14 protein-coding genes are annotated in these 13,147 nt (G+C 68.7%); 5 read left to right on the top strand and 9 right to left on the bottom strand.

What is annotated here, in order from left to right:
- Window positions 1-75 precede the first annotated feature (75 nt).
- From ACQPXM_RS20445 to ACQPXM_RS20410, 8 genes are all read right to left on the bottom strand, one after another.
- Complete coding sequence (locus tag ACQPXM_RS20445; RefSeq protein ID WP_432935355.1) at window positions 76-936, bottom strand: sugar phosphate isomerase/epimerase family protein; 861 nt, start codon at window positions 934-936, stop codon at window positions 76-78.
- Window positions 933-2,198 (bottom strand): enolase C-terminal domain-like protein, encoded by a 1,266-nt coding sequence (locus ACQPXM_RS20440; protein ID WP_432935353.1) that lies wholly within the window; start codon window positions 2,196-2,198, stop codon window positions 933-935. The genes ACQPXM_RS20445 and ACQPXM_RS20440 overlap by 4 nt, the downstream gene beginning before the upstream one ends.
- Window positions 2,199-3,077 (bottom strand): NAD-dependent epimerase/dehydratase family protein, encoded by an 879-nt coding sequence (locus ACQPXM_RS20435; protein WP_432935351.1) that lies wholly within the window; start codon window positions 3,075-3,077, stop codon window positions 2,199-2,201.
- The gene (locus tag ACQPXM_RS20430) at window positions 3,074-4,039 is read right to left on the bottom strand and encodes a carbohydrate ABC transporter permease (RefSeq protein WP_432935349.1); all 966 of its coding nucleotides are present in this window, start codon (window positions 4,037-4,039) and stop codon (window positions 3,074-3,076) included. The genes ACQPXM_RS20435 and ACQPXM_RS20430 overlap by 4 nt, the downstream gene beginning before the upstream one ends.
- A complete protein-coding gene (locus tag ACQPXM_RS20425) occupies window positions 4,036-4,956 on the bottom strand; it encodes a carbohydrate ABC transporter permease (protein ID WP_432935347.1) in 921 nt (306 codons plus the stop codon). Before ACQPXM_RS20425 ends, ACQPXM_RS20430 begins: the two co-directional genes overlap by 4 nt.
- A gap of 6 nt (window positions 4,957-4,962) precedes the next feature.
- On the bottom strand, window positions 4,963-6,342 hold the full coding sequence (locus ACQPXM_RS20420; RefSeq protein ID WP_432935345.1) for an ABC transporter substrate-binding protein: 1,380 nt from the start codon (window positions 6,340-6,342) through the stop codon (window positions 4,963-4,965).
- Window positions 6,343-6,511: 169 nt separating this feature from the next.
- A complete protein-coding gene (locus tag ACQPXM_RS20415; RefSeq protein ID WP_432935343.1) occupies window positions 6,512-7,291 on the bottom strand; it encodes an alpha/beta fold hydrolase in 780 nt (259 codons plus the stop codon).
- 15 nt (window positions 7,292-7,306) lie between these two features.
- Window positions 7,307-8,164, bottom strand: a complete 858-nt coding sequence (locus tag ACQPXM_RS20410; protein ID WP_432935342.1) for a dihydrodipicolinate synthase family protein — start codon at window positions 8,162-8,164, stop codon at window positions 7,307-7,309.
- 72 nt (window positions 8,165-8,236) lie between these two features.
- Here ACQPXM_RS20410 and ACQPXM_RS20405 point away from each other — a divergent pair, with 72 nt between their 5' ends.
- From ACQPXM_RS20405 to ACQPXM_RS20385, 5 genes are all read left to right on the top strand, one after another.
- Entirely contained in the window at window positions 8,237-9,103 is an 867-nt protein-coding gene (locus ACQPXM_RS20405) for a LysR substrate-binding domain-containing protein (protein ID WP_432935340.1), read from the top strand.
- 151 nt (window positions 9,104-9,254) lie between these two features.
- Complete coding sequence (locus tag ACQPXM_RS20400; RefSeq protein ID WP_432935338.1) at window positions 9,255-10,085, top strand: hypothetical protein; 831 nt, start codon at window positions 9,255-9,257, stop codon at window positions 10,083-10,085.
- Window positions 10,086-10,124: 39 nt separating this feature from the next.
- Window positions 10,125-10,679 carry a helix-turn-helix domain-containing protein gene (locus ACQPXM_RS20395; RefSeq protein ID WP_432935336.1) on the top strand — a complete coding sequence of 185 codons (555 nt, stop codon included), beginning with the start codon at window positions 10,125-10,127 and terminating at the stop codon, window positions 10,677-10,679.
- Window positions 10,672-11,541 carry an SRPBCC family protein gene (locus tag ACQPXM_RS20390; protein ID WP_432950915.1) on the top strand — a complete coding sequence of 290 codons (870 nt, stop codon included), beginning with the start codon at window positions 10,672-10,674 and terminating at the stop codon, window positions 11,539-11,541. Before ACQPXM_RS20395 ends, ACQPXM_RS20390 begins: the two co-directional genes overlap by 8 nt.
- 24 nt (window positions 11,542-11,565) lie before the next feature.
- Window positions 11,566-12,042 carry an N-acetyltransferase family protein gene (locus ACQPXM_RS20385; protein WP_432950913.1) on the top strand — a complete coding sequence of 159 codons (477 nt, stop codon included), beginning with the start codon at window positions 11,566-11,568 and terminating at the stop codon, window positions 12,040-12,042.
- Here the strand turns inward: ACQPXM_RS20385 and ACQPXM_RS20380 are convergent.
- Window positions 12,039-13,103, bottom strand: coding sequence for a DUF4185 domain-containing protein (locus ACQPXM_RS20380; RefSeq protein WP_432950911.1), 1,065 nt, complete (start codon window positions 13,101-13,103; stop codon window positions 12,039-12,041). The two genes, ACQPXM_RS20385 and ACQPXM_RS20380, sit on opposite strands and share 4 nt — an antisense overlap.
- Window positions 13,104-13,147 lie beyond the last annotated feature (44 nt).

Here is a 13,147-nt window from a genome sequence, read left to right as displayed (position 1 = left end):
CGCCCACCTCCCTTGTCGCGTTCTTTCCCCGCTTTTGTCGGTTTCTTTCCCGATCGGCAAATGGCCGCGCCCGGGTCAGCGCAGATCGTACCCCGCGGCCCGCGCCACGGCGGTGAGGTATTCGAGATTGCCCGCGGTCCTTTCCGGCAATGGCAGCGCGGTGGAGAAATCCTCCACCGCGACCCACCCGTCGTAACCGGTCCGCGCCAGCGCGGCGAACAATTCCGGCAGGGACGCCCGGCCTTCCCGCAACGGCACCCATTTCGGCTCCCAGCGCAGCGTCCCGTCGCTTTCCACGCCGGCCAGGTGCCAGGCGCAGTTCTTCACGTGCACGTGGGCCAGGTACTCACCGAGCAGGTCCAGCCCGTGTTCCTCCCAGCCCTCGATCACCAGGTTGCCGATGTCGTGGATCACGCCCACGTACGCCGGGTCCAGCCCATCGAGCAGCCGCCGGGCCGCCGAAGCACTCGGCGTCAGCGTCTCGTGGTGCAGCTCGACCAGCGCCTGGACGCCGTACTGGCGGGCCTTGTCCTCGACCCACTCCCAGTGCTCCCGGCAGGCGGCGAAGGCCTCCCGGTAGGTCTGACCGGGCTCCACCTTCAGTCCGGCGATCCGGACCCGGCCGGCGCCGAGCCGGGCCGTTGCCGCCAGCATCCGTTCGGCGTCGACCCTGCGGGTCGGCGGCGCGTAGCCGCCGAGCGCGGAGTACTCCAGTCCCGCGCCGGTGGTGATCGCCGCGATCTCGTCCAGCCGGTCCTCCAACCCGGTCAGCGGCCAGGTCGCCCGGTTGCCGGCCCAGAACCCGGTCTGGCCTTCGACCTCGGCCTGGTCGGTGATCCGCCACTCGATCCCGTGCCAGCCCTGCTCGGCCAGGACGTTGGCCACCTCGGCCGGAGTCCAGTCGGGCGTCGCCGCGGTGAACACGGAGAATTTCACGGAGCCTCCAGGGCCCCGTCGATCCGCCGTACGCCGGCCGCCCACTCATCGTGCCCGGACAGCTCCGCCGGGTACCGCACGGCGGCGGCCTCGTCGATCTCGATGCCCCAGCCGGGCGCGTCGTTCGGGGTCAGCCAGCCGTCTTGGATCCGCAGCGTGCCGGGGAAGACCTCGTGCGTGGCGTCGTTGTAGATGTGGCCTTCTTGGATTCCGAAGGCCACCGAGCTGACGTCGAGGGCGACGTTGGCCGCGGCACCGATCGGCGAGGTGTCCCCCGGTCCGTGCCACGCCGTCCGTACGCCGCACAGCTCGGCCAGGTCGGCCAGCTTGCGGGCCGGCGTCAGACCGCCGATGTCGGATACGTGCGACCGGATGAAGTCGACACCGCCGTCGCGGACCAACCGGACCGCGTCGCCCATCGATGTGGTCAGCTCACCGACCGCCAGCGGGACCGGCGAGGCGGCCCGGACCTCCGGCAGCCGGTCCCAGAGCTCCGGGGCCAGCACGTCCTCCAGGAAGAACAGCCGGTACGGCTCGAGCGACCGAGCCAGCAACACCGCTTCCTTCGGCGTGAGCCGCGAGTGCACGTCGTGCAGCAGCTCGATGTTGTCCGGCAACGACTCGCGCGCCGCGGCGAACAGGTCCGGCGTCGTACGCAGGTAGTCCCGCGCCGACCAGCCGTTGTGGTACGGCATGCCCGGATAGAGCGTGGCCAGCCGCGGCGCGCCGTACCCACCGCCGCCGGGCGTCGAGATCTTCAGCCGGATGTGCCGCCAGCCCTGCGCGACGAACTCCTTCGCCTGTTCGAGGCACTGCTCGATGTTGATGCCGCTGGCATGGATGTAGGTGTCCGCGGCCGCCCGGACCTTGCCGCCGAGCAGCTCGTAGACCGGCATACCGGCCCGCTTGCCGGCGATGTCCCACAGCGCCTGGTCGATCCCGGAGATCGCGTTGTTGGTCACCGGACCGCCGCGCCAGTAGCCGGAGAAACCGGCCAGCCGGGTCAGGTCGCCGATGTCACCGGGATAGCGCCCGATCAGCAGGCGGGCCAAATGCTCGTCGACGAACGTCTGCACCGCCTTCCAGCGCTGGGTGAACGTCGCGCAGCCCAGCCCGTACAAGCCTGGCTCGGTGGTGTCGATCCGCACCACCACCAGTGGGATGCCCTGCGGTGCCGTCACGATCGCCTTGACCCCGCGGATCCGCACGTCGTCGCGGACCGGCCAGGGCTGGGCGAAGGTGGCTGGCGTCTCGTGCGGCATTCAGGTCTCCAGTCGGTCGGTCGGAAGGTCCAGCTCGTGCCGGGCCCGGAAGCCCAGCACGGTCCGGGCGGCGGTCAGGTCGATCGGTACTTCGCGGCCCACGAACCGCCGCAACCGCGGCACGCGCGGCGCGAACGCGTCCAGCAGGTCCTCGGTCGCGAACGGCGCGTTGGTCGTGTTCGCCGCGACGAACAGCGTGTGCTGACCGCTCAGCTCAGCGGTCAGCCCCAGCTCGATCGCGTACGCCGCGTCGCGGGTGTCCAGGTAGCTCCAGCCCTCGCGCACCCCGGCCCCCGGGTTCTCCCGGAACCCGTCGGCCTGCCGGCGCAGCACGTCGGCGGTGTTGACGTGCGGGAACCGCAGCGACACCACGTCGATCCCCCAGTGCCGCCAGGCCATCCGCGCGGTGTTCTCGTCGTTCTGCTTCGACAGCGAGTACCAGTCGTCGACGTCGGACGGGATCTTCTCGTCCAGCGGGTAGTACGCCGGCAACACGTCGTGATGGTTCATCGGTACGCCGAACGCGTTGATGCTGCTGGCCACCACCGCCCGCCGGATCCCGAGCGCCCCGGCTTGCGCGAGCACGTTGAAGGTCGAGATCACGTTGCCGGTGTACACGTCGTACGGCGTACCGGAGTCGCGGTGGGGCAGCGCGGCCAGGTGGACGACCAGGTTCACGCCGGTCAGCGCGTCGGCGACGTCGTCCTCGGACCGGGTGTCGCCGATCACCACCCGGTCGGCCTTCAGCTCCGGGTCGTCGACGATGGACAGCGCGGTGACGAGCGCGCCCAGTTCGGTCAGGTGCCGGGTGGTGACGGACCCGATCCTTCCGGCGGCACCCGTCACCAGCACCCGGCGCCCGTTCAGTGGTGAGCTCACTCCTTGATCCCTCCGGACATCCCGACCCCTTTCAGGAACTGTTTCTGGAACACCAGGAACAGAACCACAGGTACCAGAACGGCCAGGAACAATGCGCTCATCTGCAACGAGATCTCCGTGGTCTGCTGCACCCGCGGCAGCGCGACCGAGATCGGCTGCAGCCGCGGGTCGGGCAGCACCAGCAGCGGCCACAGGTAGTCCTTCCACGACCCGATCACGGTGAGCAGCGCGACCACGCCGAGGATCGGCTTGGACAGCGGCAGGATGAGCGCGGTGAACAGCCGCAGGTTGCTCGCGCCGTCGATCCGGGCCGCCTCGATCAGCTCCCGCGGGATCGCGTCGAAGTACCGCTTCATCACCAGGATGTTGAACGCGCCCGCGGCCTGCGGCAGCCAGACCGCCCAGAACGTGTTCTGCAGGTTCACCCCGAGCACCGGCATCTTCAGGATCGTCAGGTAGAGCGGGACCAGTGAGATCACCCCGGGCAGGAACAACGTCGCCAGCACCGCGCCGGTGACGATCGGGCCCCACCGCGGCCGCAGCACGCTGAGCACGAACGCGCCCGTCGTACAGACGAACAGGGTGGACAGCAACGAGCCGATCGCGATGATCGCGGTGTTGCCGAGGTAGGAACCGATCTGGACCTTGGTCCACGCGTTCGGCAGGTTCGCCCACTGGATCCCGCTCGGCCACAGCTGCATCGGCCCCTGCAGGATGTCCTGGCTGGTGGACAGCCCGGACTTGAGCAGCCACAACAGCGGCCCGACGCCGGCCACCAGGACGCCCACGAACAGCAGCACCTGGACGGCCGGCAGGCCGTAGCGGATCAGCGGACGCTTGCGATCCGCGGTCGAGATGATGCCGCGCTCCTGCGCTTGCGCCGTACGGCGCCTGCTGCGTTTGGCCGGCGCGGCCTCGTCCGGGGACGCCGCGACCTGCTCGGTGATCGGGAGACTGGTCATGTCGTGCTCCAACGCCGGGTGAGGAAGTGGTACACGACCGACAGCACGCACAGCACCCCGGCCAGCAGCACGCTCAGCGCGGTCGCGGCACCGAAGTCGCCGTTGACGAACGCGTAGCGGTAGATCAGCAGCAGGATCGTGGTGGTCGCGTTGTTCGGGCCGCCGCCGGTGAACAGGAACGGTTCGGTGAAGACCTGGAACGTGCCGATCAGCTGCAGCAGCATCATGATCAGGATGATTCCGCGGATCTGCGGCAGCGTGACGTGCCAGACCCGCGACCAGATCCCCGCGCCGTCCAGCTCGGCCGCCTCGTACAGCTCGGTCCGTACGCCGGTCAGCGCGGCCAGGTAGATGATCGCGGTCGCTCCCGCGCCGGCCCAGGTCGCCTCGAGCACGATCGCGGGCATCGCCAGGTTCGGCGAGTTCAGCCACGACAACGGATCGATGCCGAACCAGCCGAGCATCGTGTTGAAGACCCCGGTCGCGCTCGGGTCGTAGAAGAACTTCCAGAGCAGGATCGCGGCCACCGGCGGGACGACCGCCGGCAGGTAGGACAGCACGTTGTAGAGCCAGCCGGTACTGCGCAGTTCGCTGATGAACACCGCCAGGAACAGCGGCACCGGGAAGCCGAACACCAGCGCCAGCGCTGCGAAGTACAGGGTGTTGAGCGTGGCCTGCGGCAGCTGGGGATCGGTCAGCACGTAGCTGAAGTTGGACCACCCGACCCACTCGGGGGTGGTGACCAGGTTGTTCTTCTGGAAGCTGAGCACCAGCCCGCGCACGATCGGGCCCCAGGAGAAGTACAGAAAGATCAGCACCAGGGGCAGTGCGAACAGGACGGCGCTCAGCCCGCCGGAGCGGTACCAGGTCAGTACACCCCGGCGGGACTGGGCGTTCGGTCGGATCGACAGGGCCATGGTGGGCTACCGGGCGAGACGGGCGTCGATCTTCGAGGCGGCGTCGGAGAGCAGTTTGTCGATGTCGGCGTCCTTCTTCGTCAGCACCTGCTGGACCACCGGGTCGAGCAGCGCGTAGACCTCCTGCGCCTTGTTCGACGGCTCGGGCATCAGCTTCAGCGTCTTCATCGAGTCGATGTAGCCCTTGAACTGCGCGACCGGCACGTTGTTGTAGGGCTCACGCCACTTGTTGTACTGGTCGTAGGTCTCCTGGCTCAGCGGCGTGACGCCCGGCCGGCCGACGAAGCCCTTGTCGGCGAGCTGGGTCTTGGCGTCCTCGACCGCGAGTTGCTCGTTGGTGTACTTGTCGAACTCGGTGGCCTTGATCCACTTCAGCGCGGCGACGATCTCGTTCTTGGTCGCCTTCGGGTTGATCATCTTGATCGAGCCACCGGTCAGCGTGCCGTGCGGGCCGCCGTCCTGCGGCAGCGCGCCGTGGCCGTAGTCGGCCGGCTTCATGCCGAAGTTCTTCACGCACATGTCGTAGGCGTCCGAGGCCTGCATGACCATGCCGATCTTGCCGGCCGCGAAGTCCTGGCGGATCTCCTCCTGGTTGTAGAGGAAGTTGCTGCCCATCGTGTTGTCGGTCCAGCGCATGTCCTTGAGCAGCTGCAGCGCCTTCTTGGCCGGCGCGTCGTTGAACGTGGACTTCTTGCCGTCGTCGGACTGGACCGTGCCGCCCATGCTGTAGGTCATCGTGGTCAGCATCCAGCCGCCGGTGTTGTCCTTGGTCAGCTGCGCGTAGCCGGCCTTGCCGGTCTTCTCCTTGATCTGCTGGGCGTACTGCCGCACCTCGTCCCAGGTCGTCGGCGGCTTGTCCGGGTCGAGCCCGGCCTGCTTGAACAGCGCCCGGTTGTAGGCCAGCCCGACCGAGAACGCCTCGAACGGCACCCCGTAGATCCGGCCGGCGTCGTCCTGGACCAGCTTCAGCGTCTCCGGGTTCAGGTCCTTGGTCAGGTCGACCAGCTTCAGCTCGTCGGTGATGTCCGGCAGCTGCTTGTTCGGGATCATGTTCAGCGGCTCGGTGAAGCTGATGCTCATCACGGTCGGGAGCGAGCCACCTGCCACCTGAGCCTGGAAGGTCTGCGCGTCCCACTCGGTCTCGGTCGACTTCACCGTGATGTTCGGGTGCTTGTCGGTGAACGCCTTGATCTTGCGCTCGAACGACGCGACGTCGGCCGGCTTGTCCGGTTTCGGCCGGTTGCCGACCGTGATCGTCACCGGCGCCTTCTCGTCGATCGCGCCGCCGGTGTCGGCGGCCGGCGTCGTACCGTCCGCGCAGGCCGCCGCCGCCAGCAGGGCCACTGCGGACGCGCAGGTCGCGACGTACCTAGCCGTTCTCGTCATCGGAACTCCTCAGGTCTCCGGGAGCACCCCGCCGACCGGGCGGTCAGGGGTGTGGTGTGGGCCACAGCGGGCTCCAGTGCCGAGTAAGTTAAACCATGCGTGTTACTTTATCAACGGCTGATGCGGTCACGGTTCGGCAGTGAGTGGAAAGGGACTACCGGGCGCGCGATCAGCAGTCCAGCGCGCCGCCAGGGATGAGCTTCGGTGTCTGCTGGTCGGCCAGGAAGTCGAGCAGCAACTGGTTCACCAGGCCGGGCTTCTCCAGCGGCAGCCCGTGCGAAGTCCCCGGTACGACGGCCAGTTGCGCGTCGGGCAGCGCCTTCGCGACCTCCACGCTGTGCTCGAGCCGTACGGCGTCGTCGTCACCCTGCATCACCAGGACCGGCATGGTCAGCTTGCCGAGGTCGGCCAGGTCGATATCCGGCATCGTCCGCCACATTTCGGCCCACTTCGCGAACACCACCGGGAAATGCCCCGGCCCGTCCGGCGCCACCGCCTCGTACTGCGGACGGAAGGCCTCGGCCAGTTCCTCCAAGCCCTCCGGTGTCATCAACTGCTCGGTCGCCGGCGTCTGCCCGGCGCGGGTCAGTTCGGCGCCGATCAGCACCAGCTTGCGGACCAGGTCCGGCCGGGCGAGCGCGAGCCAGGCGCCGACCTTGCCACCGTCGCTCCAGCCGATCAGGTGCGCCTGCGGAATCTCCAGGCGATCCATGAACGCCGCGAGATCGGCGGCCAGCAGTTCCATCGTGACCGGGCCGTCGACGTCCGGCGTCCGGCCGTGGCCGCGACGCTCGGGCACGACGACCAAGTAGTGCTGGGACAACGCGGCCGTTTGCGCGACCCAGGTGTCGCCACCGACGCCCCCGCCGTGCAGCAGGATCACCGGTTCGCCTTCACCCTCGACCTCGAAGTAGGTCAGCACTCCCCCGGCCTCGACATACTGGCCCACCGCTACCACCCGTCCTCAGCTCACCGATGTGTGAACTCCATCTTCGGCCAAGGTGCGGGCCGTCTCGGTGGTGTGGGGACCAGCCGGCAGCAGTGGGAGTCTGACGTCCGGGGTCGGGATCTCGCCGTTCGCGTGCAGGACGGCCTTGATCACGGTCGGGTTGGGTTCGGCGAACAACGCCTTCGACAGCGGAACCAACTGGTGGCCGAGCCGCCGACCGGTCGCCACGTCCCCGGCACGCCAGGCGTCGACCATCGCGACGAAGGTCTCGGTCGCCAGGTGGGCCGACGCCAGGATCCCGCCCTGCGCGCCGAGGGCGAGCATCGGGGAGACGAACGGGTCGTCGCCCGCGAGCACCGCGAAGTCCTCCGGCAGGTCGGCGAGCAACAACATCGTCTCGTCGTCAATGCCACCTGCGGCGTACTTGATCCCGGCAACGCCCGGTAGCTCGGCGATCCGGCGCAAGGTCTCGGCACCCAACTGCTGACCGGTCCGGTACGGCACGTGATAGATCACCAACGGCACCGGGCTTTCCAGCCGGCGGAAGTACTCCAGCACTCCCGCCTCCCCCGGCCGAACGAACGGCGGCACCACGCTCAACGCGGCATCCCCGCGGGCCAGCAGGTCGCGATTGTTGCCTCCGACCACCAGGGTCGCGTCGTGCGCTCGGCAAACCTTGGCAGCGATGTCGACCACCACCCGCTGCTCGGCCGCGGTCAGACTGCCTGGCTCACCGGTCGTACCCAGCGCGACCAGCCCACTCGCCCCCGCGGCCAGCAGACGCTCCGTGAGTCTCTCGAGTGCATCGGCCGCGACCTCGCCATCGGTGCCGAACGGGGTGATCAGGGGAACGAGGACGCCGGTGAGGTTCATGCCCACCAGCCTCGGCGCTCGGGTTGCGTAAGGTCCAGTTCAGCTTTCTGATGACGAGTTTAAGCTGACCTCATGCTCGACGTCCGCCGCCTCCGGCTGCTCCGCGATCTCGCCCACCTCGGCACGATCACGGCCGTCGCCGAAGCGCACACCTACACGGCCTCCGCGGTCTCCCAGCAATTGACCGCCCTGGAACGCGAAGCCGGCGCCCGTCTGCTCGAACGCACCGGCCGCCGCGTCACACTCACCCCCGCCGGCGCTCTGCTCGTCCAGCACGCGGAAAAGATCATCGCCGCACTCGAAGAGGCCGACGCCGAGCTGGCAGCCGTCCGCGACGAGCTCACCGGGCCACTGCGCATCGGCGCCTTCCCCACGGCCGTCCGCGCGCTGCTTCCGCCGGCCCTCGTCCGCCTGGCCCGCGACCATCCGCGGCTCGAGCTGAGCGTCACCGAGCTCGATCCCGCCGACGCTCCCCGCGAACTGCGCGAGCACCGGCTGGATGTTGCCCTGATCAACGACTACGACGTGATGCCGGCCCTCGACGCCGGTGAGACCCAACCGTTGCTCGACGAGACCGTCTACCTGGCGGTGCACGGCGCGGAGCGCTCGGTGGCGGACGCGGAGAGCGCTCCCTGGATCTCCGGAACCCCCGGGACGGCCTGCCACGCAGTCACGCTGCACGTCTGCCGGGCCGCCGGCTACCAACCGCGGATCCGGCACACCGCCGACGACTTCGACGCCGTACTCGCGCTGGTCGCCGCCGGCCAGGGCGTCTCGCTCGTTCCTCAGCTCGCGGCCGGGCCACCGCCCGCCGGCGTCACGCTGGTCCCGCTGCCGGTGCGCCGGCGGACGAGCGTCGCCTATCGCAAGGGCGCGGCCCGGCATCCTGCGGTCGCGGCCTTCGTGGCCGCGATCCGGACCTCGGCCGCCCGCAACTGATCCCGCCCGCGCCGCGCCGCGCTTCGGCGTACCGAGGCGGCGCCGGCCCTGCCCGGAGAACTGTTGTCCCGGCTTCGCAACCTTTTCGGCAGCGTCGGCATCGTGCCGGGTAGACCGGGCGATCGGTTCCGGCGAACTGGAAGGGTGGGACATGTCAGCGGTCAACAACGTCGACGTGAACGGATTCTGGGAGAACGGCTGGACGATCGTGCGCGGGGTCTACTCCCCCAGCGACGTCAAGCGGCTGCGGGAAGCGGCGCACTGGTCCCGGAAGAACTTCGGTGGCGACCTGCTCGCCAACCCGCGGCTGCGCGAGGTGCTGACCGACGGCAACTTCGTGAAGATCGCCCGGCAGATCCTCGGCGACGACAAGATCGTCTACACCGGCGACAGCGCGTTCACCGTCAACGGCGTCCAGCGTGGTTTCCACAAGGACAACGCCGACCGGGTCGACCCGAACGCCCCGGACTGGAACGGCCGGTACACGATCCTGCGCTTCGGCGTCTACCTGCAGGACCACTACCGCCACACCGGCGGCCTGAACCTGCGGCACCAGTCGCACAACACCCCCGACCTGAACGTGGGCGAGAACGTCTACGTCCGGACCCGGGTCGGCGACGTCGCGGTCTGGAGCCTGCGCACCACGCACAGCGGCAACGGCACCTTGCTGCGCTGGCCGAAGTCGAAGGCGCCGCTGCCGAACGAGCACGACAAGTACCCGAAGTGGCGGATCGCCAGCAAGGACGGCGACCGGATCGCGCTGTTCGCCGCCCTCGGCCTCGACGACGCCCACATGGCCCGGTACGTCGACTACCTCAAGACCCGCAAGTACATGGTCGATATCTGGCGCAAGACCCGCTACGACCAGGCCGCCCTCACCGCAGCGGCGGAAGCGGGCCTGATCGTGCGCGACGTCCCCCGCGAGGTCGCCGACGACCCCAACGCGGGCCAGCACGTGGACTACGTCGCGCTGCCGTACTGATTGACAAAGAAGTTCTTTACATAAATCATCGGTCGTACCATGAAAGACCTCTTGTACGTCGATGAGTTCGGCCAGGCTGAGGCGTTGTTCAAGCCTCAGCGGGTCGAGGTGCTGCGGCAACTGGCCGAGCCCCGCTCCTGCACCGAGGTGGGAGCGGTGCTCGGCCAGTCAGCGCAGCGGGTCTACTACCACGTGAAGAAGCTGGTCGACGCCCGGCTGGTCGACCAGGTTTCCGAGCGGCGGGTGCGCGGGATCGTCGAGGGCATCTACCAGGCCAGCGCCCAGTCGTACTGGCTGTCGCCGCGCCTGGTCGGCACGATCGGCTCCCGACATGTGCAGGACGAGCTCAGCCTCGGCTACCTGCTGAACCTGGTCGAGGACCTACAGAGCGATCTCGCCGTCCTGCGCACCGATCGCGAGGTGCCGACGATCGGCGTCTCCGGTGAGATCTGCGTTCCCCGCGCACGCCGCCAGGAGTTCCTCGACGATCTCCGGACCACGCTGCAGGACCTGTTCGCGCGCCACGGCGGGAGCGAGGGCGACGTACTGAAACTGGCCGTTGCTTGCTACCCGAAGGAGAACGCGGATGACTGACATCCTGACGCTTCGGACCCGGATCAAGGCGCCGGCCGAGCAGGTCTTCGCCGCCCTGACCGGATCGTCCGCGCTGCAGAGCTGGTTGGCCGAGAAGGCCGAGGTCGACCTCGACGCCGGCCGGTACACGTTCGGCGGGCGCTTCACTCCGCAGGGCGGCGGCGGTCAGCGGCTCACCGCCGCGGAGCCGGGCCGGCGGCTGGCGTTCGAGTGGACGCTCGACGACCAGCCGACAACGGTCACCCTCGACCTCACCTCGACAGATCTCGGCGACACGGCCCTCGTTCTGACCCAGGACCACACCCCGACGCTCGACGAACTGATGAACCCGCCGGGCCGGCGCGACGGGCTGCACGCGATGCACACCTTCTGGCCGCTCGCTCTGGCCAACCTCGCCGCGTACGTCGAAGGCCGTGAGCTGACGCCCAAGGCCGACTTCTCCCCCACGCGATCCCTGAAGATCAACGTGACGTTCAGCGTCGACGCCACTCCCGCGGATGCCTTCGCTTCCCTGATCGACCCGCTCGCCGTCGAACGCTGGTTCGGCTGGAAACCCGAGATCGAGGCGCGTCCCGGTGGCCGGATGGCGGTCGGTGTCGACGGCCGCATCTTCGAGTTCGAGCCCGGCCGGCGACTCGGGTACGGCGACGACGAGGGCTCGATCGTGCACTGGGAGCTGGAAGGTTCCGGCGGCAAGACCCACTTGACCTTCGTCCAGAGCGGCTACACCGAGACCGACGACGCCGCCCGGCACGAGGCCGGCTGGCTGGCCGCCTTCGCCGAGCTCAAGCGCCTCCACGAACTCGGTGACGACTGGCAGCCCCTGATCACCGAGCTGCCCGCCAAATCAGATGACGAGTGATCCGCCCTCCGCGATCATCAACGCATGCACCTTCGACCGGCGACCGCCGACGACTTCGACCTGCTGAGCGCGATGCTGCTCGAGGCCTACAACTGGGACGGCCAACCGCGGTTCACGATGGATCAACTGCGGGCCGAGGACCACGCCTGGCGCTACGTCGACGGCTGGATGCGACCCGGTGACTTCGGCATCGTCGCCGAGCTGGACTCCCGCCCGATCGGAGCCGCATGGGCTCGCCTGCTCACCGCCGACCGGCCGGGCTACGGCTACGTTGGCGACGACGTCCCCGAGCTCAGCATCGGCGTGAACGCGCACAGCCGCGGCCAAGGAGCCGGCCGCGCGCTGCTCACTGCACTCATCGACGCAGCGCGCCAGGCGGCGTACGGGCAGATCAGCTTGAGCGTCGAGCCGGACAACCACGCGGCCGAGCTCTACCGATCGCTCGGCTTCCGCACGATCGGGCGCAACGGCGGCTCCGACACCATGGTGCTCGAGCTCTAACCGAAGCCGCGGACGCGAAACTGCATCACCCGGTACGGCCAGCCGGCCGAGGTGTTCCACTGGCTGACCGCGAGATGCAGGTCGCTGAGGGTGGAGCCGGGGATGATGTAGCCGCCGTACAGCTGGGCGACGTGGTTGTCGTTCTCCTGGCCCCACGCGCCGCCGTAGATCAGCGTCTGGCGGTAGGCGGTGTAGAGGTTCGACGTGGGCGTGTCCATGATGATGCCGTCGATGCGGTAGTCGCCGGCGTTGAACCAGGTCAGCACCCACTTGCCGCCGAGCGGTCGCAGGCACAGCTCGCCGAAGCTGCCGTTGAGGATCGGAGTGGCGGGGTTGCCCCAGGCCCAGACTCCGTTGCGCCAACCCCAGGGTTCGTACGCCGCCGGGTTGGCGATCTGGTTGCTGCGGACCCGTTTCAGGATGATCGGCTTGTTGCGCTGGAACCCGGTCGAGTACACGTAGACGTAACCGTCGTTGCCCTCGCCCCAGGTCAGGCACTGGAACAGGCCCCCGTCGAGGTTCGGGTCGAACTTGGCACCGGTGTGGTACCAGCTCGCGCCCGAGTTGTCCGACCGCCAGATCTCGGTCCAGACAACATTGCCCAAGCCTTTGTTCACCATCGCGTGCAGGTACATCGAGCCGCCGATTGTGATCACGTCCGACGGCAGCACGGTCGAGAACGTCGGGTTGTCGTGCGGGTAGTCCCACAGTTGCTGGGCCGCCGCGCCGCCGACCGCGCCCGACCACTGCACGCCACCGGCCAGGTTGGTCGTCGTCGACCACAACGCGACCGGCGAGCGCCACCACCCGCCGCCGACGCGCGCCTGCTCGAAGGTGTCGCCGAACATGAACAGCATCCGCCCGTCCGGCGTGCGCGCCGGGATGCCGAGGTCGGTCGCCGCCATCCGGAACCGGTCGGTCAGCCCCGGCCCGGTCAGGTCGGCGACCTTGGTGGTCAGCACGGCCTGGGTGCCCGCCGAGGCGGTACCCGGTACGGCGAGCAGCGCTCCGGCACCGGCAGCGGCTCTGAGGAACGTCCTACGGTTGAGCGGCTCGGACATGCGACTCCTCCAGGGGCGGATGGGAAATCGATTTCTGTCCTGAC

The organism is Kribbella sp. CA-253562, from assembly GCF_050942265.1.
Classification (GTDB): Bacteria; Actinomycetota; Actinomycetes; order Propionibacteriales; family Kribbellaceae; genus Kribbella.
Note: the sequence above shows the minus strand (reverse complement) of the source record. Positions and strands in the feature narration are given on the sequence as shown.